This is a genomic window from Streptomyces violaceoruber (assembly GCF_033406955.1).
GTDB classification, from domain to species: Bacteria; Actinomycetota; Actinomycetes; order Streptomycetales; family Streptomycetaceae; genus Streptomyces; species Streptomyces violaceoruber.
This window is the reverse complement of sequence record NZ_CP137734.1, coordinates 7,535,070-7,558,322: the sequence shown is the minus strand read 5'-3', so window position 1 is coordinate 7,558,322 and position 23,253 is coordinate 7,535,070. Positions and strand designations below refer to the sequence as shown.

Below are 23,253 nucleotides of genomic sequence, written 5' to 3'. Positions count from 1 at the left end.
CCAGAACACCCGCCCACCAGGAGGCAACCGTGCCCGCCGAGGACACCAACACCCGGGCCTGGCAGATCTACGGCCAGCGCCAACTCGCCCGCGCATACACCCCGCCCGTCCCCGAACGGCTCCGCTGGACGCCCTGGCAAGGCATCGGGCCAGGAGCAGAAGTCCTCGGCGACGTCACCGGCCGCCGCGTCCTGGACATCGGCTCCGGGGCCGGCCACCACGCCGTCCACCTCGCCCGGGCACACGGAGCGCGGGTCACCGGCATCGAGCTGTCCCCGACCCAGCACGAGCGCGCCGTCTCCACCCACGCAGGCGTGGACGGCGTGGAGTTCGTCCGAGCAGACGTGGCCGAGTACCTGGGCGGAGCCGAGCCGTTCGACGCCGCGTACGCGATCGGGACGCTCGCCTTCATCGACCCGCACCGCTCGCTGCCTGCGCTGCGCGACGGCCTGCGTCCCGATGCCCCGCTGATCCTTTCGCTCCTACACACCGATCTGCACGGCCACGGTCCGTCCACGGCCGTGGCGCCGCGCGAGGAGATGATCCTGCTGCGCGACGACCCGCCGTTGCCGACGCAGATGTGGGTCCTGGCACCGCAGCTGTGGGAGGACCTGCTCACCGAGTACGGCTTTCGCGTCGAAGCCATCGACCTGTTCCCGCACCCTGACGAGAACGCCAAGGTAGTCCAGCAGCTCATCCGCGCCCGGCGCCTTCCCGACCGGCCGACGCGCGTCTCCAGCCGACCACGCAGCACCCGAGCCCCGGCCGCCCACGCGGCAGTCGGCGTCGGAGCGATCCTGCTCAGCGAGCAGGGCATCCTGCTGGGCCGACATCGCCGCGGCACCCTCGAACTACCCGGCGGCAGCGTGGAGGCCACCGGAGAATCCTTCGAGGAGACGGTCGTCCGAGAACTCGCCGAGGAGACCGGCCTGGTCGCTCGGACCGGCGACGTGGAACTGCTGGGCACGCTTGTCGATCACGTCGAGGGGGTCCTGCGGGTCACCGTCGGCGCGCTCGTCCACGCCTGGCAAGGGCAGCCACTGACGCAGCCGGACGAGAGCGTCGGCGACTGGGCGTGGTACCCCCTCGACCAGCTCCCCAACGGCCTGTTCGCCTGCAGCGCCCAGATCCTCACGTCCTGGCGGCCCGACCTGCCCATCGACCACCCGCCTGCGCACTTCACCGCCTTCGCCCCAGCCAAGTAGGCCGCGCTGACTGCCGGCTCCGATGCCCTCCCGCGACACGACGTACGTGTCGCATCCCCGGTAGCAGCACACACCGCTCAACACCAAGCTGGAGTTCTTCATGCCGCGCCGACAAGGCAGTTGGAGGCTACTTCCGCAACGGTGGCCGGGCCGCGACCCTCAACCCCAATGCCCGGAGCCGGTGTGTCGGGTGCGGCTGGTGCCCGAACACCCTGGAGGCTGCCGCCGATCCGAGGATCCAGGAGGACCAGGGCCTCGATGCACTCCTGCGGGCCCTCAGCGAGCAGCACCCCCGCCGCAATCTGGCCGAATTGGAGGAGGTCACCGTCACGCCCACCACCCTGTCGAGGTGGATGCGGCCCTGGCCGCCGCCCGCCAGGTCGCCCGTGGTGGAAGGGTCCTGGCGGTGTTCCAGCCGCACCTGTTCTCCCGGACACAGCAGTTCCAGGGCGGGTTTCTCGACGTGCTCGCGTCGGCGGACCTCGCGTGGGTCGAGCCCGTCTACCCAGCCCGGGAAAATCCCGAGGTATGGAAGCACGTCGCCGAGCAGCTCGCCGCCGATGTCGCTGACCGGGCACCGCAGATGCAGATGTCCCCGGGCAGAGCAGACCTCGCCCGGCTGCTGCGGGACGAGGCGACGGACGCCGACGTGGTCATGCTAATCGGTGCCGGCGACGTCAACACCCTCGCTGAGGACCTGGTCGGCTGACCCTTCGCACATCACACGCTTCCTCCGGTGCCCACCCCTGTTCGGAGACATGCCAGAGGGCGCACTCGTACGTGCGGATGGGCGCCGACGGCGGTGGCCTGCGCGGGGCCTTCCGGTCCCCAGCCGAGCAGCGGGCTTACCTGAACATTGGGGACGAGGATGCGTCGGTAGGTCTCCCCGGTGTCCGGGTCTGCCGACTCAGACCCACAAACTACCGACCGCCCGTCCATAGGCCCCCGCTGGATGGGCAGGCGTCAGAACACAAGATGGCCGGGCAAAGGTTGATGGGCCAGTCTAGCGGTCTGCCGCAGCACGCACTTCCAGCGGCAGCACACCCGGGGGCACCGGTGGGCATCTAGGCAATCGCCTCTGACTTTCCGTCAAATAGAGCCTGAAACGCTGTGGAAAATTCCCGCATCTCACCCTCGCCCCTGTGGGAGGTGACAGTCTCGAAGTACCACGCACTTTCGGACTCGGTCATCCCTCGCCAGATCCCCCACGTCACGACGATGCGCCCATCCGAACGCTGTGCCGATATCTGCAATTGCCCCTCGCTGGACCGCCAAGTACGAGGTTCACTCCAGCTGCCCGATACGTCAGCCAGTGACGAAATGAATTCCACCAGTCCGTCACCGTCCAGCGTCCGGACCAACTCGCTGACGTCCACCCACGCGCCCTTGGCCCGTACGGTCATATCAAGCGCAGGGTCGTCCCCGTATGGCCGCGCAGGCGTGGAGAACAGCAGGTGGACCCCTTGCCCCGGGTCTCCCACGCGGAGGAGTTGTCCGCCGCGCGCATCGTGAATGATCATTGGCCCATTCTATTGGCTTCTCCCCTTCCCCCTGAAGGGTGACGCTTGCCACGCAGTATTGCTGCTCTCGCAGGCCCATAACAGGAGCCCCTTCCTCTGTCACGGGACGCAATTTGGTGATTGTCGTCACTCTGGCCGAACTTTGCGGAAGTCGGGCTATGGGCTTGTGAGTTGAATGCGTCGCATGAGCGTTGGGACAGTTCAACAGGCGGGAGCTGCTGGAGTTGGCACCCGCCAATACGATATAGCTGAGATCAGCGTCCCGTGGAACGCCAGTCGGCGCTCGGAGAGACCGTCGCCACGGTTGTCCTGGCAACGGGTTGACAGAGGCCGCGCGGGGGCCGCGCACCAGGAATTTCCCCGACCGGGCCGCGGATAGCCGAGCGCCGGCGGAGGCCGGTCACATTGTTTGGACGGCCTGCCGGTCTGCTGGCTCCTGGGGTGCTCGCTGGGTCAGGATTGTCATGCGGCAACCAGGAAGACCGGCGGGTTGCAGCACATGGGTGACCAGTTCGGTCACCTGGCCGTCGAAGAGCGGGAGCGTCATCTGCAGTAGGTGGCCGTCGTAGTGGTCGGCGAAGTCGGCTGCGCCACGGGTCCACAGGTCGCGTACGGCGGGATTCTGACTGGTGTCGCTGATGAGCTGCTGAAGGTCTGGGTCGTGGGGGCGGTCTACGGCCGCGTCGCGGAGCATGCGCACGCACACTTCCGCGTCGGCCTCCCAGTTCAGGTGCTGGTCTCGCGCTTCGGCACTGAGGAGCAGCCACCGCATGAGGTTGGCCCCGGGGGCGGTCGACCACGGGAACAGGGCGGCCATCGACGTGTTGACGGCCAGGACGTTCCAGGTGGCATCGATGACGTAGGCGGGGAAAGGCTGCTGGTCCAGCAGGAGGCGCAGTTCGTCGCTGATGCGTGGTGGCTCTTGGGCTTCCGGGCTGGAGAGGCCGCCGCCGTTGCTGACGAGGAACAGCGCACGTCGCTGGACGCGGTCGAGTCTGAGCAACGTGCCGATGGTGTCGAGTTCGTGGCGGGTGAGGGTCCGGGTGATCGTTCCGCTTTCAAGGTCCCGGTACCATCGCTCGCTTCTATGCAGGGCGTCGGCCACTTCTCTCTGGAGGATCGGGCGGCCGAGCGTGGTGCTGGCGGCGGCCCTAAAGACGCGCAGTAGAGCGCCGACCCCGGTGGGTCCTTCTTCCCCGCCCCCGCCCCTCACGACCCCGCGCATGCCACGTTCCTCGCAGTTCTCGTCTGCACGGTTCCGGTCCTGCAAGATTGCATCTGGGTCTAACCGTGCAAGCCCTCAATGCAATGTCAATCAGGTGCTGCCCCCCCTGCACTGCATGATAGATCGATGGCGGCGCTGCGCGACCGGCAGAAGATTGCCGGTCACCGCATTTTGACCGACTTGTCCCCCATGGACGCAGAGAGCTTGCGGCCGTCGCACCGCTCCGGGCTCGCGAAGTCCGCGTATGCATCGGCAAGTTGAGGGGCATAACGGCGCAGCGATCATTTCGGTAGCAGACATCTTGTTACTCCGCTGTGATCTTTACTGTGCATTGACTAATGATCCGGACCAAGCCCAGGATCTGTTCGTCCATACAGCGGACCGCAGGTCACGGGGGTGAGTCGCGGGGGCGTGAGTGATGCCCTCGCTGGTTCAGCGCGGGTGCTCCCGGTCGGATATGACTTGGATCACTCTGGCTGGGCGGTTGAAGAAGCCGCTGCAGTAGGCGACACGAGGGAGGTCACTTTGAAGATCATCTGTGAGGACGTCGGGGGATTCGAGTTGCCGCCCGCACTCCCGTTCGCCGCCTCTATCGAGGGAGCCGAATTTTGGCGGCCCCTTCACCCCGCAGCGAGCATTTCAGCAAGATCTGAATCTTGGCGCATTCCCCGCACATGTTCGTCACCCCTGCCCCAGCGCCTAGACCGGCACCCGACAGCAGGGCGAGCGTTACGCGAAGGGTGCGAATAGCCGGGCGGACAGAGGGCCGCACAATCAGCGCCGACACTCACAGGGGATTCAACTGCCGGGCGCCGAGCGCCAAATGGCATTCCAGCCCTGCAGAACGGCGGATTTCGGCCCCTTTTGCGCGCTGAACCTCTCCTCCAGGCGCAGGGGCGTCGGCTTCGCCAGGAGGAACGCCCCTAACCCGCCGCCCCGGGCAACGGAACAGCGCTCCTGATCGGCGCGGCAGCCGACCCTCGGCCCCAGATCGAAGTCCGCCGGCCAGCCACCCGCCCTCGGCCGCGGAATGTGATCACTCGGGGACTTTCTGCAACTAGTACAGAGTTTAAGAACCAAGTCTGGATCTTGACGCAGGTCCGTGCGTATGTTCGTCGTCCCCGGGCAGCCCGCCCACGGCGCGAAGGCGAGGAGAGCACGGCACGGACCGCGAAGGTCCAGGAAACAGCGACGGCGCCCGAGAGCGGTAACTCACGGACGCCGAACGCTAAACGGCATGACCGCCCCGGCAAGGGCGGCGACTGCCCACCATCACCACGCTGAGTCCTTCCGAGGGGCGCATCAGCGTGGCAACACTGCACAAGGGAGTATCGCATGTCTCCTGCCCTGCGCATAAGGCCCTTCCGCCTGGCCTGCGCGGCAGCCACCTCCGCCCCGGCGCCTCAGCGCTCCGAGCCGGACCCCACCACCCCGGCGCCGGCGAGTCGCCGGACCCACCGCCTCGTCGGGGGCGGCCGATGAGCAGCGAAGCCCGCGATTGGGTATGGGAGCACAGCTCCAGCCGAGGGGCCGCGCGTCTGGTCCTGCTGTCGATCGCCGACCGGGTGGCCGACGAGCAGTGCATCTCCTGGGCCTCGCTGTCCAGCCTGGCCAAGCGCACGCGCGCCTCGGTCTCCACGGTGCGCGAAGCCATCGAGCGTCTGCTCCTGGCCGGCGAGCTGGAGCAGCTCGACGACCTGGTGGGCCCGCAGCGCAGCACGGTCTACCGCCTGCCTCTCGCCGCCGAAGCGGTCCCACAGGCGCTGCGAGAGCAGCGGGAGGAAGCGGGTGACACGGCGGTGTCGGACGCGGCCGACGGCCCTGCGAAGCTCCGGCTGTCGGCTCTGCGGCGGTACGGGATCCGCCCACGTGAGGTGCCGGAATCCCCCGCGAGGGTCCGGAAACCGGCAGTACCGGAAACCGTCAGGTCCAGGCGGAAACCGGCACAGCGGCGTACCGGCCACCGGCACAGCGATGTACCGGCCACCGGCACACAGAACCGTAGTGAACCTGATTTGAACCGGAGGTACAGCAGTGGTGGTGCTGCCGTCCTCCCGGCTACCGAGTGGCAGGTCGACCCCGCCACCCACACCTGGGCCCGCCAGCAGGGACACCTCGACCGCCTCGGCGAGCAGGGCCTGCAGGCCGCCGACGCGAAGTGGCGTGCACACCGGGCGGGCCATGCCCCAAGGCCGGCGGAAGCCTGGGCGGCCGACTGGCGCTCCTGGATCACCCGGGAGCACTCCCCCAGCCGCCCGAACCTCTACGCCGTGCCCGGCCAGAACACCGCCGCGCCCGGTGGCATGACGCGGGCCGAAAAGCACACCGCCGCCCTTCTCGCCGCCCTGGACGAGCCGACCGGAACGGAGGGCTGAACATGGACCGCCGCGAAATCGCCGCCCTGCTGGCCTACATCGGCCGGCTCGACCCCCGCAGCACCCGCACCGACGAGGGCGAGGCACGCGACCAGCTCGCCCAGTGGCACGAGCTGCTCGGCGACGTGCCGATGGCCACCCCTCACGGCTGGGACGCCCGCGTCGCCGCCCGCCAGCACTTCCGCGCCTCGCCGTACCAGATCCAGCCCGCCGACGTGGTGCGCCCCTGGGAGAGCTACCGGCGCAACCGCCTGGCCCTCCACTGGGACCCCACACCGTCCGCGGATCCGGACGACCAGGCCGCCTGGACCGCCGAGCTGGTCGGCACCCGGCGCGCCGTCGCCGCCGGTATGGCGCAGCCCGCGCAGGCCCCGGCCATCACCAGCAGCCAGGAAGGGATCAACCCGAGGCTGCAGGCTCGGCTGGACCAGATCGGCTCCTGCATACCGCCTGCCGCCCGAGCCGCCCTCGCACCGTTCCGGCCGGCCCGGGCAGCACGCGAAGCCGCCGTCGCGCAAGGGCGGCCCGATGCCCTGAGCGTGCGATGCGAGTGGTGTCTGGCCCCGGTCGGCGAGCCGTGCCGACGCCGCCGGATCGGCCCCAACGACGGGGTACGCGCCATCACTCCACGCACCGACCCGCACCCGGGCCGCTTCGACCTCGCCGCCGCTCAGCAGGCTCAGCGCACGGAGCAGGCCCAGCAGCCCGCCCTGGCCTGACCGGCGCTGCGGGCGCGTGCATCCCGTCCGCTGCACCGCCGCAACATCACCGTCCCGCACCGGCTGCGGTGCACGCCCTGTGCCGCATCCGGCACTCGACGCCGCACCCCGAGTACCGCCCTAGCCCGGCCGGTGCGGCAGCACATCGGAGATCTGCCTTGCGCCACATCACCACCCACGACGCGCCGGCCACCGGCCTGCGCGGCATCGGAGACACCAGCTGGCACGTCCGCGGTGCGTGCCACGGCATGGACGCCGAGGACGCCGACGCCGTGTTCTTCCCCGGGCCTCGGGATCACGAGGAGATCGCGGAGGCGAAGGAGCTTTGCGGCTGGTGCCCCGTACGCCGCGAGTGCCTGGACTTCGCTCTGGAGAACGTCCTCAAGGAGGGCGTCTGGGGCGGGCTCACTGAAGCCGAGAGGCGCCCGCTGCACGACAACCTGCACCAGCGTATGGACTATCGGCGTGTGACCGCGTTCTTCCAGGGACGCGACGTGCACCTGACGGAGGCCGAGCGGCAGGTGGTCATCGACCACGCCTACGTCCGGGGCTGGCAGCCCGACCGGCTCGCCGCCGCCCTGCAGATCAGTCACAAGCACGCTCGCGACCTGCTCCGGCAAGCGGCCAACAAGGTCTTCGACCGCGACCGCAATTACGGCGTGCCCCGCTCCAGGAAGAAGCGGAAGAAGACCTCCAAGGCCAAGGGCACCCCCGCTCCCGCAGCTCTCGGCACTCAGCAGCCGACAGGCCGCCCGGCGGCGTCGGCCCCGGCGCAGGCCCCTCTCGGAAAGGCAGCATGACCCATCCTGTCCTCGCCTTCGGTGCAACTTCGGACCTCCCTCTCCTCCTCGCCGCCGTCGTGCCCGCCGCCCTCGCGCTCGTGCTGACCGCCTGGGCGATCCGGCGCCGGGGGACCCGTCCGCAGAAACGTCTCGGCGGCCCGGCGGTCAAGGTCGCCGCCGTCGCCGCCCTGGGCTGCACCGCCTACAGCGCCGACACCAGCTGGCGCTTCGCCGCCGACTACCTCGACATGGCCGGCACCGCCGAGCGCGCCGGAATGTTCGCCGCCGCCGAACTCGCCCTATTCGCCACCGCGCTGATGGCACGGCAGAACCTCGCCGTCCAAGGCGCCCCCGGCCTGCCGGGCACGCTGGTCTGGGTGATCACCACGGTGCAGGTGATCCCCGCCTACGCTGAGAGCGGCCCCGTCGGCGGCACGGTCCGCGCCTTCGTCGGACCGGTCATGGCGGCGATGCTGTGGCACCTGGCCATGGGCATCGAACTGCGCCTGCGCACCCCGGGTGCCGCCTCGCACGGACTGCTCGCCGTCCTGGGCCGGGAGGCACGCGAGCGGCTGCTGTCCCGCCTGGGCATCGCCGCGCGAGACCGCGACGCCGCGCAGATCACCCGGGACCGGGCCACCGCCCGTGCGGTCACCCTCGCCGCCCGCCTCGCCGAGCGCACATCCGAGCAGCAGCAGAGCCGTCGCGGCCGACGGCTGACGCGACGGCTGTCGAAGGCGGTCGGCAGGGCTTCGGTCGGCACCGACCCTCTCCAGCGGGCGCAGCTGCTCGACCAGCTCGCCGCCCGGCGACACGCACTCGCGCTCGCCACGGTCCCGCTCCCTTCTCCCTGGTTCCCAGCGCACAGCAGCGCATCGGCGGCCACGGTCCCCGCACAGCCGACATCGAATGTGCCGGTCTCCGTCCCCGGTCCCGACGGTTCTGACGAGCCGGTCCGGGACCGAGGGCCGAGGGCTACTCGGGGACCGGTCCCCGAGGAGGCGGACCAGGAATCCGGGGTCGACACAAGGACCAAGAGCGACGCAACGGGGACGGCCGCGGGAACTGAACCGTCTGAAGACGGTGCGGTCCCCGGGACCGAACTCGCGGGACCGGAAGCCGCAGCGCGGGACGCAGCGGCCATGAGGACCGACCACAGCATACGAGAAGTAGCAGCTCAGGACCCGCCTCATCGAGGACCGGGCATCGCGAAGACGGGGACCGAGGCCATCGAGGACCGAGGACCGACCGCCCCACAATCCGGGACCGAGACCACCCAGGACCGAGGACACAAGGTCCCGCTTCGCCGGAAGCCGACCAGGACGTCCCGGACGAAGAACAAGGACAAGCGGGCCCGGTCCCGCTCTCCGCAGACGGAGCGCCAGGCACGCGAGCTGGGTGAGTCCGAGCGTCAGCTTGTCCGTGAGGTGCGCCCCCATGTTCCCGCCCTGCTCGAACGGGACGGCAACGGCGCGATCACCCGAGTGCAGCTACGCGAAATCATCCGCCGCCAGGGCCTGACGGGAGTCGGTAACGACCGACTCGGCCTGGTCCTCCACGAGCTGCGGAACGAGGACGACACGACGAGGAGCACAGCCCGATGAAGACCTGCCACCAGTTCAACACCGTCCGTGCGGAGTACGAGCGAGAGATCAGATTCATGCTCGCTCACTCCGAGCGGCACGCGGGCAGGCCGGCGGCGAAGTCCAGTGCGAAGCAAGCTGCCTCCGCGAAGCAGCGGATGGCCCGCGCGCTCAATAGCCATGTCGGGCGCTGCCCCGAGTGCGGCTGAACCGGCAAAGCCCCAGCTCAAGGCCCGCATCGGTAAAGGTGGCCCGGCTCAAGCCGGGCCACCGCCCCTCTCAGGAGGTACGCCATGATTCCTCGTCCGCCGACACCTCCTCCACGCCGTCGTCCTCATGCCGACCGGGCAGTGGCTCGTCCAGGACCTTCCCAACAAGCCGGTCCGCGTCCTTGCCAGCCCCGCCGAAGTCCTTGCGCTGGCCGCAACCATCCAGCAACGCACCCGCTCTACGAGGCCCGAATGCCGATGACGAACGCACCCAAGAACGGCACCACCCTGGAACCTGATCCCGGATCCAACTCGGTCTCGGGGCGAGCAAGTTATCGCAAGAGCAATGCTCCCGAGGGGAGCAATGCTCTTGCGTTCCCCGCCCCTGGAGTGGCGGGAGCGGAACGGCACCGGGGGGCGCCGATCCGTGAGGATGCGACCGAGGGCGGCTCGCATCCCGAGGGGCAGGACCAGCACGCCTGCCACAGTGCGCACTGCACGCACACCGCCCCTTCAAAGCCGCATGTGCAACAGCGTGAGCGCCTGCGCGACGAGAACAAGCGCATGCGCCAGCCCAGCTGCCGCATGAACGACGACGAGTACCAACTCCTAGCTCGTGCAGCCGCCGTGTGCCACATGAGCGTCGCCAGTTTCCTCGCCCACGCCGCTCTCAAAGCCGCCCACGATCTCGACCGTACGGCGGCGGAAATCGCCGCCCAACGAGAAGTCCACAACGAGCTCTTCGCTGTGCGCCGGCACCTCGGCCACATCGGCAACAACGTCAACCAGGTAGCTAAGGCGGCCAACTCCGGTGCCGACGTCCCCTACGCCGAAGCCGTACTCGGCGCCGTCCAGCGCGCCACCCAGCGCGTGGACGCCTTCATCCAGCACTACCTCGACACCGAAAGGCGAACCGGTTGATCCCTCGCGTCCACAAGCGTGGCTCGAACACGTTTGGCCTGCTCATCTACCTCTACGGCAAAGGGACCCATGAGGAGCACGTCGATCCGCATCTCGTGGCGGCATGGGACAGCTTCGCTCCCGACCCCGGTCGCGATCCTCAAGCTACGAAGAGACAGTTGCAGCAGCTCCTGGACCAGCCCGTCCAGACGCTCGCGGAGTCGCGCCGCCCGGCCAAGCACGTCTGGCACCTATCCGTCCGGGCCGCACCCGACGACCCGGTTCTCTCCGACGAGCAATGGGGGGAGATCGCCCGACGCATGGTCGCCGCGACCGGCATCGCTCCGGCCGCCGACGAGGCGGGATGCCGCTGGGCAGCCGTGCGCCACGCCGACGACCACATCCACATCATCGCCACGCTCGTCCGCGAAGACGGCCGGCGCCCCCGACTCAACAACGACGCCAAGCGATCCCAGGCCGAAGCCCGCCTGATCGAAGCCGAGTACGGGCTCAAGCAGCTCAGCACCGGGGACGGGACCGCAGCGCAACGACCGACCAGCGCCGAGCACCACAAGGCCCAGCGCCAGGGCCGCGAGCGCACCGCCCGCGAGGAACTGCGGGAATCCGTGCGGCGTGCGGTGGCCGGCGCGAGAAGCGACGAGGAGTTCTTCGACCGCCTCGCCGCCGCCGGCCTCCTGATCCGCAAGCGCGCCGCGCCCTCCGGTGACCTGCTCGGATACAAGGTCGCCCTGCCCGACGACCTGAACAAGGACGGCGAGCCGGTGTTCTACCCCGGCGCGCGCCTCGCTCCCGACCTGTCCTTGCCTCGCATCCGCGAGCGGTGGTCCGGTGATGCGCAGGATGTCCCTGCGGCCCGGCGGGAGGAAGCGATTCGTACGGGGCCGGGCAGTCCGGCCTCCGCGCGCCGCGGCACGGCATCGGCCGTGTGGCAGGCCGTGCTCGTCGTCGACCACGGCGAGGACGGGGTCGCCGCCGCCCACATCGCCGCGGTCGGCGAGGTCCTGGACGCCCTCGCGAAGACGTCCGCCGCTCACACCCGCCGCGAACTGCACGACGCCGCAACGGCCTTCGAACGGGCCTCGCGCTCTCACGTCCGCGCCGCACGCGGGCACGATCGAGCCCTGCGACAGGCCGCCCGCGACCTCGTCCAGGGCGGCCCGGCCCTCGGCCGCGGTGAGGACGGAGCCACCACGGCGATGGCGATCGACATGCTGTTCTTCCTGATCACCGCCACCGCGCACTGGCACGCCCGGAAGGGCCACGCCCAGCAGGCCGAGGCCGCCACCCGAGCTGCCGAACACCTGCGCACCGCTTACCAGGCCGCCTCGGCCCAGCCGCTCGGTGTGCTATACCAGCGCGGCCGACGTCTGAGCCGGCCGATGCTCCAGCGGCAGACCGCGCTGCTGCGCGAGGCGCTCCCGGAACTGGCCGAGCAGATCCTCGCCGAACCCGGCTGGTACGCCCTGGCCGCGACCATCACGGAAGCCGAAGCCGCCGGCCACGACCCGGCCGCCCTCCTGTCCGACGTTGCCGCTCGGCGCGAACTGGGCACCGCGGACTCCATCAGCGACGTGCTCGTATGGCGGATGCGACGGACAGCCGACCTGCCCGCCGATGCCTCCCAGCTTCCCGAGACCAGCACCGCAGCGAACCGGTCCGCGACGCGCAGGGCGACGACCAGGCCCTCCGCGCCCGGCAGGCGGCGCAGCGGAGAGGAGTCACCGCGTCAGGCCCGATAAGTACACCAGACGGCACGCAGGCTCCCCGGATCGCCGCTGTGCCGTACCGAGACATGCGTCGTGGCCTCCTCGTCACCCGGGCAGCCGAGAGGCCACACCCGTGCTGACCTGGCCGAAGGGACTGTGGACGTTGTGAATTGAAACCGCCGACGACGTGGGGCACGATCATGAAACGCGCAGGACGAGGTGCCGAGGTAGAGGAGGACGCCAGGGTGTTTCACCGAATACGCCGCAGGGTCAAGGGGCCGAGCGAAGCTCAGAAACGGTTCGCCGAGCTGCACGCGCAGATGCAGGGACAGGTCCCGCCCGGCATCGGAGTGCCGGCGCCCGAGCCGCAGCCCGCCGAGCCGACCGCCATCGTGGACGACTTCCTCCCGCCGGAGCTGCGGGTGCCGAGCCACGACCAGGTCGAGGGCAAGATGATGCCGTGGAAGCAGCCCCTGGTCCTCGACGGCGAGATGGCCACCTGCGCCGAGTGCGGCGCGTACCGGGACTGGCTCATCCTCTCCACCCGCGGTGAGATCTGGCTGCGCTGCAGGGCCGGACACCAGCAGCTGGAGACGCGCATCGACACCGCCTGGTACAACCGACACTCCGGGCCGGCGGACTTGACGCACGCCACGTTCGAGGACTGCCTGCGCCACCTCGGGCACTGACCACCACTCCTACGACCCCACCGGGCCCGCGGGCCCGCACTGACCACCCGTCGCCTAGCACCAAGGGGTCAGTTCCGTCATGCGCGTTCGCGTCGCCACCACCGCATTCGGCATCACCGCCGCCCTCCTCGCCGTGCCCGCCTGCTCCACCGACACCCCCGGGTCCAAGCACCGGACAGCCTCCTCCCGTACGGGAAAGCCGACCGAGGTCGCCCAGGAGCCGGCCGCGCTCTCCTCGGCCGCGCTCGAGTCCCGCCTGCTCGACCCGCGCGACCTCGGCAGCGGCTACCTTCCCAAGCCGGAGCGTCCGGCCCAGCACGATGACGTCACCGTCATCGGCTGCCCGGCCCTGAGCGAGCTGGGCGGTGACGCGGCGACTGGCGGCACACTCGCCTTCCCGCACAAGGCGAAGGCGGACTTCACCTACGGCTACAGCTCCTCGGAGATCTCCGAGGAGCTGTACAGCGACAGCGTGAAGAAGCTCTCCGACGGCACCGGCCGGATCTTCGATGCCATGACAGGCTGCCCGGCCTATCAGGTCGTCGCCGGTGGCACCCCGGTCGACGTGACCTCGCAGAAGGTGCCCGCGCCCAGCGTCGGCGGTGATGAGCAGTGGAGCCTGCTTCTGACGTTCATCGCCGGGGGCCGGAGCACCGTGGTCAAGCAGACCGCGATCCGCGACGGCAGCCTGCTGCTGGTCCTCTCCGGCTCCCCGGCCCTCGTCGACCGCCACCTCGACAAGGCCCTCGCCAAGGCCACGGCAACGAGCTGACCTGCGCGCGTCACGCTGCTGCCTCCGACCGTCGCGGTCGGGGGCAGCAGTGCGTTATGGGCTAAGCACTAACGACCCGACCGGCCACTTCGCCCGGGAAACAAGAAAGTCCGGCACCCCCAACTGGGAGGATGCCGGACTGCGATCGTCGAGAGTCATGCGCGGGACGTTAGATGGCCGGCGCGCGCAGGAGGCGCTCCTGGGTGGCCTCGGGCAGGACCCGCCGCAGGACCGGTGCGGTCGAGCTGAGGGAGGCGGCGAAGGCGGCGACGAGATCGTGCGGGACGCTGGCGGCGAACGAGGCCACCCACAGAAGCGGGGCGCCGAGTACGGGCTCGGCCCACGCCTGCCATCCGGCCGGTGCCGTCTCGTCGTCCTCGGCGGACAGGGCCCGTAGGTCGCCGTCCTGGATGAGGGGCGGCACCTCCCCCAGGCTGATGTGCGAGGTGAACGTCGGGTCCATCGCCGCCGCCTGGGGTTGGTCGATGTCGCGGAACCAGCCGTGGGCGGCGACAGCGTCAAGGACCAGCTCGGGTCCGGCGAGCGCCGAGGCAGGCTGGTTGCTTGCGTCGAGCGCGACGAGGAAGTCGAACACCGCCTCGCCGGGGACGTCACGGGTGAAGTAGGCCGACCACTGGGCGAGCGGGCTGCTCGCCTCGGCTCGGGCGGAGATCTGCCAGGCGATCGGCAGCCCACCCAGGTGGAACGGCTCGTCCGCCAGCCCCCACTGGGCCCAGCGCAAGGCGTCGGGGCTGATGTGCAGGACGGTGCTGCGCAGGACCTGGCGGTCCTCCGGTTCCTCGTCCGGCTCGTGCCGTCCGCGGACGATCGTCAGGCTCGTCCACCCCAGGCCGGCGAGCGCGTCGGCGACGACGTCGTAGAGGCGTCCATCGTCACCGGCTAGGTGCCGGGGGCCGACCCAGAACGCGGGCTGGCCGCCGCGCGGGTCGGACGGGTCGGGCGGAAGGTCGGGGTACAGGGGCGCCTCCAAGGGCTCGGTGCGTATCTAGTTGCCGCCGGCGCGGCGGCGAGGACGGCGCGGGGGCGCCTGGACAGGGCCCTGCCACGTCAGGGCGATGGCGACCTCCGGCGGAAGGTGACCGAGCTGCGCGTCCTCGTCCCGCCCTTCGGCGAGGTAGACAACGGTCCGGCCGGTCCCGTCGACCGACTGCAGGACCTGCGCCAAGCGGTGCGCCATCGGGAAGAACGGGTTCATGGCCTGGCGGACCGGAGCGCTCCGGTCGCAGCCGGACAACAGATCGATGAGATCGCCGACGGTCATCTCCGGGGACGTCACGGACAGCCTCCTGGGGTTCGAGGGAAACGGGGGCGGTGGAGCCGGGCCGGCCTACGGCACCGCCAGCGCTCATAGGACGGGCGCTATGTATCGGTGGCCGCGCTGTCAGAGGCGGCGTGAGGTCTCCAGCACCCTCGCCACGGCGGCGGCGACGATGTCGGCCGGCGTCTCGGTGTCGAACGACAGGTGGTAGCCGCGGACCCGGGCGGTACCGGTGACAGCGATCTTCCATCCCTCGCCGTCCGTGCCGGGTCGGCCGTGCGGGAACCAGCCGAGGTAGAACCGGCCGTCCTTGGAGCTGACGTGCACGTCCGCGCGGTCATCGACGATCAGGTGGAAGTCCTCGGCGGAGAACTGGTCCATGACCAGAGTCGGCTGACCGGGGCCGAGCTGCCACTGCCGCGGTCGCAGGGCTTCGACGGTGGTGGAGAAACCGGGGCCCGCAGGGGCTACGGTCACGAGCAATCACCTCTCTGACCTGGGGTTTCTTGCAAGGTCGTCTACGTTGACATGCCCTCGCGCCCGTTGGCCAGTCTTTCCCGGGAACATTTCTGTCTGCCCCCGGCGAACTGCCGTCCGTCGACAGTGTGGGATCTCAGATTCCGTGGCCGAATCACACGACCAACGGCCAAATCAGCCGCAACCACAGACTGGTTGGCTAGACAGGCTCGGCATGGATCAGACATCACCTTGGGAAAAGACAGTGACGGTGTCAGGGTCTGCTCCTATCTTCAGACCATGACCGTCACCGCACGGCGGGAGCTGGTGAGCCCGGCGACCCGCAACGCCTTCCGCTCTCTGGCCACGGACCTGACCGTCCGGATTGTCTCCGAACTGTGGGAGGACCACGGGTTCGCGCCCATCCCGCCAGATGAGCTGAAGTACCAGGACTCAGGCCAGCGGCGGACTGAATTCATGCTCTACGCGGAGGGTGTGGACTGGTCGGATCCGAACCAGGTTCGACGTGTACTCCTGGTCTTCGAGGACTTCATCCGCGCGTACCGGAACCCGGACGATCAGGGAACTCCTAAGTGGCTTGACGACATCAGGGTCCGCTTGGAGCGGGACGGCTTCACTCTCGATAAGGAGGGGAGGATCTCCTGGTCCAACCCGCCAGTGCTGGTCCGCGACCTCAGCACCCTGAGCGACGCCTCCGGCATCACGATCGAGTTGGAGCGCATTCGGAGGGACCTGACCACCGATCCCCATGGGGCCATCGGCGCGGCCAAGCAGCTCATCGAGGCAACGGCGAAGACCGCCCTTGGGGAGCTGAACATCGAGGTCGACCGGAACGCCGCGCTCCCGGCCCTGATCAGCACGGTCCAGAAGGCGCTGAAGCTCGACGCTGGCTCGGCTCCTGATGGGCCGGACGGCAGCAAGGCCGTGAAGAGAATCCTTTCGGGCTCGGTGAACATCGCAGTCGGCGTCGCCGAACTGCGCAACCAGGGCTTCGGCAGCGGTCACGGTCAGGCGAGCGCACCGTCTGGGCTTGGAGTGCGTCATGCCCGCCTGACGGTCAATGCTGCCGTGACCTGGTGCGAGCTGATCCTCGACACGCTCTCGGACCCCGCCGCGCCGTGGCGCAAGACAAAGGTCTGATTACTTCGCGAAGAGGGCCAGGTTTCGGGGTGGAGCAGATCGCGCCACCCCGCGGGCGTGTATTCAGCTCGCCAACTTGGCCCTCCCGCCACCGGTCCCGGCGGGCCTACTACACCCTGAGGAAATGCCCCGGCCGTGAGACGGACCGGCTGTGCCATCAACTTGAGACAGCGTAGGAGCTGCTGGTCAGCAAGGACGGCCCGTACCACGAGCCGCGAGATCCTACAGACAGCTATGGGATCTCAGATTCCGTGGCCGTAACACCAACTGCCCCCGCGCCGGGGACTACGCCGTACAGCCCGTCGGCGACCTTGTCCCGAGCCGGGACACGCGGCGTGTCCCGACTCGGGACACCGGATCCGTCCCGAATCGGGACAGGTATCCCACGATGACTTTGCTGCTGGTTCCCCCAAGCGTCACCAGCCCGAGGAGGGACACCGCCCCTCTGGGCTTCAGAGGCTCTCTGGCGAGCCTGCCTCATCCACTGGCGAGACGGATCTCGAAGCGTCGGTCCGCCAGAGGCCCCAAGGTCGGCAAGATGCTGGCGAAGGGCGCCGCGCTGCTCCTCAAGGTCCTGCGAGGCGGGAGACAGAACAAAGACACATGCCCGAATTGCCCTGGAGCCGCTTCAAGCCGGATGAGTGGGTCCAGGCGCACCGATAAAGCCAGATTTAGATCCTCACGTGGGTGAGGAAGGTGGTGCGGCTGGGGCATGTGGTGTGCGGGAGGTAGAGCGCGTGGAGTGGCGCGTGGATGGGGAGTTCGAGGGCGAGACGTGCGCTTTGCCGCCTGCGGCGGGGCCCGGTGGTGTGGTGACGAAGGCGAGGTGGCGGGTGCCGATGACGGCTGTGATGGGGGTGTGCCTTGGCGGGCGGTGCGTTCGGTGTTCGGTTCGAAGCCGGCGTTGCGGCAGTGGTCGATGAGGAGGTCGGTGTAGCCGGAGCGGCCGGGGGTGCCCCAGACCAGGAAGGTCTCTTGGGCGAGTTCGGGCAGGGTCACGGATGTGCGGGCGGCCACGGGATGGTCGCTCGCGACGGCGATGTGCAGGCGATGGTGGCCGAGGGCGGTGCGGGTCAGACCGTGGGTGGGCTTCATTGCGCGGCACAGTCCGATGTCGAGGTCGCCGGCGAGGAGAGCGTCGGTCAGCTCCGAGGGGTAGCGCTGGTGGATCTCGGGGGTGATGTCGGGGTGGGCTTCGGTCACCGGTGCGAGCAGGGTGACGAGTTCGTCGCCGGTGACGGCGGGGGTGTAGCCGATACGCAGGGCCTGGGTCTCGCCGCGCCCGATCTGCCGGGCGCGGTGAAGGGCTGCGCGGGCCACGCCGTTGAGGACACGGGCGTCCTCGATCAGGGCCGCTCCGGCGGGCAGTACGGTGACGCCCGCGCTGCCACGCTCCAGCAGCGGAACCCCGACTTCGCGCTCGAGGACCCGGATGGAGGTGGACAGGGCCTGCTGGGACAGGTGGAGCCGGGCGGCAGCGCGGGTGAGGCTGCCTTCCTCGGCGACGGCGATCAGGTGGTCGAGTTTGTTCAGGTCCAGGCGCACCTCAACGCCCTTCGGCTCGATAGCGGACAGTGAAGAGGTTGGCTGCCAGTGTGGCGGCCACCGTCAGGCCCATGCCCAGGTGGCCGCGCATGGCGACGCGCCGCAGTGCTGGGCTCCGATCGGATCCCTACTGGGACGTGTCGGTGCCCGCCGGCTGTAGCGGACCGGTTGTACGGCCCCGAATCGAGGGCCAGCAAGGTGGTGCCGTTCGGGCAGGGTGTTCAGGCAGCCGCACTGGCGAAGGAGCGGCTGAACTGCTGTCCTGACTGGACCATGCTGCGAACGCTGTGGAGGCGTTCCCTCTCGTAGCCGCGCAGTGCCTGCGCCATGGGTGTTGCACCCATGGCTTCGCTTACGGCTGCGGCGATGGACTCGGCGTCGTGGAGCGATGCGCTGAAGCCCGAGCCGGTCATCGGGGTCGGCACATGCGCGGCATCTCCCACGAGGGCAAGACGTCCGTTGACGAGTTTGTCGGGGACGTATTCGGCGATGGGGGTGCCGATGACGGCACGGCGCTCGATGCAATCGAGGATGGCCTCGCGCCAGGGCGAGGGCCACAGGTTCTTGGCTTTGTCCGCGAGCTCGCGGAAGGTGGCCTCCGGTATGTCGGCGGAGGTGAGCGACCGGTGCACGACGTTGCCGACAACACTGCCCGTCTCGCGTAGGAGATCGTTGTGGTTCGCGTCGTACCAGGCCCAGCCGACTTGGCGGGAGCCTGGGGTGACGGAACCGTCGGGGCCGGGCAGTGGGTAGCCGAGGAGATAGTCCTCATCGCCGCTGAGGATGTCGACGTCCCGTGGCAGGCGGCGTGAGGACGCGAGCGAGGACTCGTTGGTGAGGCCGAGCCAGATCAGATAGCCGGCGAACGTCGCGTCGGGCTTGTCGGGTGCGACACTGGCGCGCACCACACTGCGGTGGCCGTCCGCCCCGATCACGACATCGCCTCGGAATGTCTGCTGGTCCGAGGTGATCACCCACGCGGAATCCGCGTCCTGGTCGACGCTCCGTACGAGCGTGTGGGGGCGCAGCTCGATATAGGGGTCGGCGCCGACGGCCTCCCGGAGCCGGGCGTGGACCGCCATCCAGCTCTGCACACCGGGGGCCACTGAACTCAGTGGCGTCGAACCGGCCCGGGAGTGACGGGATCGCGTGATTCTGCTGAGGAGGCCCTCACTCACCCCGCCGAGAGCAGCCCCCTTCCGAGCCCGAGGGGCGGCCGCCGATCGCTCCAGCATCGTCACGTCGACTCCGGCGTGCGACAGGGCCAATGCGGTCATCAGGCCCGCGAGAGATGCACCGACGACGATGGCGGCGCCCTGGCGCTCGTTCCGGTTCCCGGAACGGGGCACGTCGCGCATAGCTGTGGTCATGCTGTTGTTCTCCTCACGTAGTCGTCACGGTGGTGGTCTGGGCGGGCGCGCTGTGGCGGGCGCCGAGGCTCGGGGTTGACATCTCGGCGGCGCTGTCCAGCGTGCTCACCGGGCTCTTGCCAGTTGGGGCCCGTCCCCAGCGGAAGGCGGCACTGACCATGCAACCGGCAATGGCGATGACGTGGGAGTCTCGGTTGTGAGGGGTACCTGCAGGGACCCCTGGCTGGCATCCCTGCAGGCCACGCCCTCTGAATTTCTGGGAACTGCCGGACGCTCAGTGTGAGAGCAGCGCGCCGAGGTCGATCTTCCCGCTCTGCACTTGCGCGTCGTGGGGCTCGTTGAGTCCGCCGTCGGTGATGTACAGCCGCTTGCCGCGCACCGCGGTGGCGGTGGGCGAGGCGAGGCCGTCCGAGGCGGTCAGCACGGTCCTGGTGGTGCCGTTCGGGTAGACGACCGCGACCTTGTTCTGTGCGTTCAGCGCGGCGAACACGACGTTGGAGTGGTCGCTGAGGAAGTTGAAGTCATCGATGCCAGTGAGGCCGCTGGCGACCGTGTGGATCCGGCCCGGAGTTCCGGTGGCGGTGACGGGGATCCGCAGCAGGGTGCCCTTGCTGAGGTTCGAAACCCATACGGCGCCGTTGTGGAAGCGGAGTCCGTTCGCGCCGTACGGCACGGGTGCGGACGCCTCGATCGCGAGGGCGGGGTCGACCAGCCAGGCGGTCGCGGGACCGCCGGAGACCGGTACGGCCCAGACGGTGCCCTTCTGGCTGTCGGCGACGTACAAGGTGCGCCCGGCCGGATCGATGGCCAGACCGTTGGGGACTCCGCCGACGGGCAGGGCCGCGATGCGGTGGGGGGTGCCGCCGGGCGGCAGCTTCCACACCCCGTTCCGGGAGTCGTCGGAGGACCACACGTTGTAGTAGACGGTGCCGTCGTGGCCGCGAGTGTTGCCGGTAATTCCGTCGCCCTTCTGCCCGGTGACCAGCACCGTGCGGTGCCCGGACGGTGCGATCCGCACCAGTGCCGGCCGTTCACCCGCGGGCGTGCCCACCATCGAGACGGTCAGTGACTTGTCCGGGGCGACGGTGATGTTCTCGGGCACGTCGCCGGTGGCGAAGTCGAAGGCGGCCACGGTCTTCACGTGGGTGACGGCGGGCCGCGCGTCCGCGTGTCCGGTCGCGGCGGACGCGTACGGTGCCGAGACGATGACGGCTGCCGTCGCGGAGATCGCCGCGAGCTTGATCGGCCTCTTCATAGATATGTTTTTCGGGGTCATTGCGCTCTTTCGTTCTTTGCGTCAGCGCCGCACGGGTACCAGGTGTCAGGGGCTTGGAGTCAGAAGCGGGGAGAGCCACGCCCCACCAGGCCCAGGCCCGTGGGCCGTTCAGGCCCGGCCGGAGTGGGGCGTCAGCGGCGCTGACGACCTGCCTGATCAGCTGGGGAGCCCTAGTCGGGGATCGGGAAGCCGGCGTTCTCCAGGTCGAGCGAGTCCGGGTCGGGTCCGCCGCGTACGCCGGTGTCGAGGGCGTCGATCGCGGCCACCTCGTCGGGGGTCAGGGCGAAGTCGAAGACGTCGAAGTTCTCGGCGATGCGATGGGCTTTGACGGACTTGGGGATCGCGCAGAAGCCGTGGTCGAGGTGCCAGCGCAGTACGACCTGCGCGGGTGTCTTCGCGTACTTGTCGGCCAGGGCGGTGATGACGGGGTCTTCGAGCGGGTTGGTGTCGGCGCCCCGGTAGACGTAGGAGCCGCCGATGGGCGACCACGACTGGGTCAGAATGCCGTGGCTTTCGTTCGCCGCCCGCCACTCGGGCTGCGTGTAGTAGGGATGCACCTGAATCTGGTTGACGGCCGGGACGATGCCGGTGCGGGAGATGAGTTCGTCGAGCTGCTTGGGCGTCTGGTTCGACACGCCGATCGCACGGACGCGCCCCTCGGCAAGCAGCTTCTCCGCCGCCTTGTACGCCGCGATCGTCTTCTCGAAGTCGGACGGCAGCGGCTGGTGCAGCAGCCACAGGTCGAGCTGCTCGATGCCCAGTTTGCGCAGACTCACGTCGAAGGCTCGCAGCGCGGAGTCGTAGCCGTAGTCGCTGATCCATACCTTGGTCGTCACGAAGATCTCGGAGCGGTCCACGTCGGAGCGGGCGATCGCCTCGCCGACCTCCCGCTCGTTGAAGTAGGCGGCGGCGGTGTCGATCAGCCGGTAGCCGTTGTGCAGCGCGGTCAGGACCGCGTCGGTGGTCTCCTCGGGGGCGCTCTGGTACACGCCGAGTCCCAGGGCGGGGATCTGGACGCCGTTGTTCAGGGTGATGAGTGGGTTCGTTGCGGTCATGGTTGCTCCAATCAAGGTGGGCGCACGCAGCCCGCCTGCGGGGAGAGAGGCGCGGGCTCAGTCGGCAGAGACCGCTGTCGGCAGCTCGACCTTGGTGAGGTCGGCGCAGTACTTCAGCAGCCGGTCCTGCACTTGGGGCGACTGCGTCGCCGGGTGCGGACGGCGGGACTGTTGGTGGTGGAAGTAGCGGCCCGTGACCAGCGCCGCCGCGTCATCGCCAGCCGCCAGCCACACCTGAGTCACCGGAGCCAGCTGCAGGTCGTCGGTGGCGCTGTTCCCGCCCATCTTTGTCGGGACCCAGCCGGGGTCGACCGCGTTGGAGAGCGTGGTGGGCCACCGGCGCGCGACGGCGAAGGCGAGGGTGGTGACGTAGAACTTGGACTCCGAGTACGCCTGGGCTCCCTGCCACGGGCGCCGGGTCCACTGCGCATCACGCAGCTCGGTCTCGCCGCTGTGGTGCATGCCGGAGCTGAGGTAGACGAGTCGCTCGGGCGGTGTGATCAGCGCGGTGAGGAGGTAGGGGGCGAGAACGTTTACGGCGAAGACGTCGGACAGGCCGTCCTCGGTCTCCACGCGGCTGCGTCCGTAGTAGCCGACGCCGGCGTTGTGGATGACGGCGTCGAAGGGGCCGATGTCATTGACTTGACCGGCGATTTCACGGGTCTGGGTGATGCTGGAGAGGTCACCGACGGCGACACCGGCGTTGTCGGGGAGCGCGGCCTGCGCGTCGCGGGCCCTGGCGTCGTTGCGCGCGTGGAGTGCCACGGTGTGGCCTTGGTCGGAGAGGAGTTGGGCGGCCATCAGGCCAAGGCCGTCGGTCGAACCGGTGATGAAGATGCGGGCCACGGATCCTCCCTGATGGGTGTTGGGTGCGCGTCGGGGCGTGGCTCGCCCTACTGCGGGTCGCTGACGCGAGTGCTGGTGGTCACCTTGAGGGGGACCTCGAGCAGAGGGGTCAGCTGGTCGACGACACGGGTGACGTTCGGGTGGTCGGCGTGCTCGGCGATCGCTTCCGTCGAGGTCCAGCCGTCGATGATGAAGAAGGTGCCGGGCGTATCGGCTTGCTCGTACAGGTCGTAGTAGAGGCAGCCGGCTTCCGCGCGCGCTGGGCCGACGAGCTCCAGCAGGAGTTCCTTGACCTGTTCGCGGTTCGGAGCCTTCGCCCGTACCTCACAGATGATGTGGCGTTCTTGGGTTTTGGCACTCATGGGTCCTGCCTTCGTGGGGTGTGGGTGGAGCCGGTCACGGCGCCGGCGGATGGCATGACAGCCTTTCCCGGCAGGCGGCCGGTGCGGAGAAGACCGGCTACGGTGACGTGTTCGGTCCGGGACCGGGTCTGGCCGATGACCGTGGGGGACGACCGCCGGAAGGTCCTTCCGGCGGAGCCCGGCGATGCTCCTGGCTC

22 protein-coding genes and 1 pseudogene are annotated in these 23,253 nt (G+C 69.3%); 12 read left to right on the top strand and 11 right to left on the bottom strand.

Features of this window, described 5'->3' with window-relative positions; translation table 11 throughout:
- Positions 1-29: 29 nt before the first annotated feature.
- Together R2E43_RS33945 and R2E43_RS33940 are read left to right on the top strand one after the other, a co-directional pair.
- Complete coding sequence (locus R2E43_RS33945; RefSeq protein WP_264335107.1) at positions 30-1,205, top strand: bifunctional class I SAM-dependent methyltransferase/NUDIX hydrolase; 1,176 nt, start codon at positions 30-32, stop codon at positions 1,203-1,205.
- Between the two features lie 349 nt (positions 1,206-1,554).
- Complete coding sequence (locus R2E43_RS33940; RefSeq protein ID WP_264335106.1) at positions 1,555-1,914, top strand: glutamate ligase domain-containing protein; 360 nt, start codon at positions 1,555-1,557, stop codon at positions 1,912-1,914.
- A 355-nt stretch (positions 1,915-2,269) separates the two neighbouring features.
- Here the strand turns inward: R2E43_RS33940 and R2E43_RS33935 are convergent, their stop codons facing one another.
- Positions 2,270-2,725: a DUF6228 family protein gene (locus tag R2E43_RS33935; RefSeq protein ID WP_264335105.1), complete on the bottom strand. Its 456-nt coding sequence runs from the start codon at positions 2,723-2,725 to the stop codon at positions 2,270-2,272.
- Positions 2,726-3,125: 400 nt separating this feature from the next.
- Positions 3,126-3,830: an MmyB family transcriptional regulator gene (locus R2E43_RS33930; RefSeq protein ID WP_264335104.1), complete on the bottom strand. Its 705-nt coding sequence runs from the start codon at positions 3,828-3,830 to the stop codon at positions 3,126-3,128.
- Positions 3,831-5,428: 1,598 nt separating this feature from the next.
- On the opposite strand from R2E43_RS33930, the gene R2E43_RS33925 reads away from it, so the two are divergent.
- The 9 genes from R2E43_RS33925 (at position 5,429) to R2E43_RS33885 (ending at position 13,706) form a co-directional block, all read left to right on the top strand.
- On the top strand, positions 5,429-6,325 hold the full coding sequence (locus R2E43_RS33925; RefSeq protein ID WP_264335103.1) for a helix-turn-helix domain-containing protein: 897 nt from the start codon (positions 5,429-5,431) through the stop codon (positions 6,323-6,325).
- Positions 6,326-6,327: 2 nt separating this feature from the next.
- Positions 6,328-7,044 (top strand): zinc finger domain-containing protein, encoded by a 717-nt coding sequence (locus R2E43_RS33920; protein ID WP_264335102.1) that lies wholly within the window; start codon positions 6,328-6,330, stop codon positions 7,042-7,044.
- Between the two features lie 158 nt (positions 7,045-7,202).
- Positions 7,203-7,844, top strand: a complete 642-nt coding sequence (locus R2E43_RS33915) for a WhiB family transcriptional regulator (RefSeq protein WP_264335101.1) — start codon at positions 7,203-7,205, stop codon at positions 7,842-7,844.
- Positions 7,841-9,430, top strand: a complete 1,590-nt coding sequence (locus R2E43_RS33910; RefSeq protein WP_264335100.1) for a hypothetical protein — start codon at positions 7,841-7,843, stop codon at positions 9,428-9,430. Before R2E43_RS33915 ends, R2E43_RS33910 begins: the two co-directional genes overlap by 4 nt.
- On the top strand, positions 9,427-9,618 hold the full coding sequence (locus tag R2E43_RS33905; protein ID WP_108990598.1) for a hypothetical protein: 192 nt from the start codon (positions 9,427-9,429) through the stop codon (positions 9,616-9,618). The genes R2E43_RS33910 and R2E43_RS33905 overlap by 4 nt, the downstream gene beginning before the upstream one ends.
- 525 nt (positions 9,619-10,143) lie before the next feature.
- The gene (locus R2E43_RS33900; RefSeq protein WP_061446781.1) at positions 10,144-10,539 is read left to right on the top strand and encodes a plasmid mobilization protein; all 396 of its coding nucleotides are present in this window, start codon (positions 10,144-10,146) and stop codon (positions 10,537-10,539) included.
- Positions 10,536-12,278, top strand: a complete 1,743-nt coding sequence (locus tag R2E43_RS33895; protein WP_332056908.1) for a relaxase/mobilization nuclease domain-containing protein — start codon at positions 10,536-10,538, stop codon at positions 12,276-12,278. Before R2E43_RS33900 ends, R2E43_RS33895 begins: the two co-directional genes overlap by 4 nt.
- A 212-nt stretch (positions 12,279-12,490) precedes the next feature.
- Entirely contained in the window at positions 12,491-12,934 is a 444-nt protein-coding gene (locus R2E43_RS33890; RefSeq protein ID WP_332056907.1) for a hypothetical protein, read from the top strand.
- Between the two features lie 79 nt (positions 12,935-13,013).
- Positions 13,014-13,706, top strand: coding sequence for a hypothetical protein (locus R2E43_RS33885; RefSeq protein WP_332056906.1), 693 nt, complete (start codon positions 13,014-13,016; stop codon positions 13,704-13,706).
- Between the two features lie 169 nt (positions 13,707-13,875).
- Here R2E43_RS33885 and R2E43_RS33880 read toward each other — a convergent pair whose 3' ends face one another.
- From R2E43_RS33880 to R2E43_RS33870, 3 genes are all read right to left on the bottom strand, one after another.
- Positions 13,876-14,697, bottom strand: a complete 822-nt coding sequence (locus tag R2E43_RS33880; RefSeq protein WP_332056905.1) for a DUF317 domain-containing protein — start codon at positions 14,695-14,697, stop codon at positions 13,876-13,878.
- 15 nt (positions 14,698-14,712) lie between these two features.
- A complete protein-coding gene (locus R2E43_RS33875; protein WP_332056904.1) occupies positions 14,713-15,003 on the bottom strand; it encodes a hypothetical protein in 291 nt (96 codons plus the stop codon).
- Between the two features lie 105 nt (positions 15,004-15,108).
- A complete protein-coding gene (locus tag R2E43_RS33870) occupies positions 15,109-15,462 on the bottom strand; it encodes a DUF317 domain-containing protein (RefSeq protein ID WP_332056903.1) in 354 nt (117 codons plus the stop codon).
- A gap of 279 nt (positions 15,463-15,741) precedes the next feature.
- On the opposite strand from R2E43_RS33870, the gene R2E43_RS33865 reads away from it, so the two are divergent.
- The gene (locus tag R2E43_RS33865) at positions 15,742-16,602 is read left to right on the top strand and encodes an abortive infection family protein (protein WP_332056902.1); all 861 of its coding nucleotides are present in this window, start codon (positions 15,742-15,744) and stop codon (positions 16,600-16,602) included.
- 671 nt (positions 16,603-17,273) lie between these two features.
- Here R2E43_RS33865 and R2E43_RS33860 read toward each other — a convergent pair.
- The 6 genes and pseudogenes from R2E43_RS33860 to R2E43_RS33835 all read right to left on the bottom strand — a co-directional run bounded on the left by R2E43_RS33860 (position 17,274) and on the right by R2E43_RS33835 (position 23,056).
- Positions 17,274-18,147: pseudogene (locus tag R2E43_RS33860) on the bottom strand (LysR substrate-binding domain-containing protein).
- Positions 18,148-18,368: 221 nt separating this feature from the next.
- Positions 18,369-19,517 carry an FAD-dependent monooxygenase gene (locus R2E43_RS33855; RefSeq protein WP_332056901.1) on the bottom strand — a complete coding sequence of 383 codons (1,149 nt, stop codon included), beginning with the start codon at positions 19,515-19,517 and terminating at the stop codon, positions 18,369-18,371.
- Positions 19,518-19,791: 274 nt separating this feature from the next.
- Positions 19,792-20,772, bottom strand: a complete 981-nt coding sequence (locus R2E43_RS33850; protein ID WP_332056900.1) for an SMP-30/gluconolactonase/LRE family protein — start codon at positions 20,770-20,772, stop codon at positions 19,792-19,794.
- Between the two features lie 191 nt (positions 20,773-20,963).
- Positions 20,964-21,848 (bottom strand): aldo/keto reductase, encoded by an 885-nt coding sequence (locus tag R2E43_RS33845; protein WP_184761978.1) that lies wholly within the window; start codon positions 21,846-21,848, stop codon positions 20,964-20,966.
- Between the two features lie 57 nt (positions 21,849-21,905).
- Entirely contained in the window at positions 21,906-22,694 is a 789-nt protein-coding gene (locus tag R2E43_RS33840; RefSeq protein WP_332056899.1) for an SDR family NAD(P)-dependent oxidoreductase, read from the bottom strand.
- Between the two features lie 47 nt (positions 22,695-22,741).
- Complete coding sequence (locus tag R2E43_RS33835) at positions 22,742-23,056, bottom strand: putative quinol monooxygenase (protein WP_184761980.1); 315 nt, start codon at positions 23,054-23,056, stop codon at positions 22,742-22,744.
- Positions 23,057-23,253 lie beyond the last annotated feature (197 nt).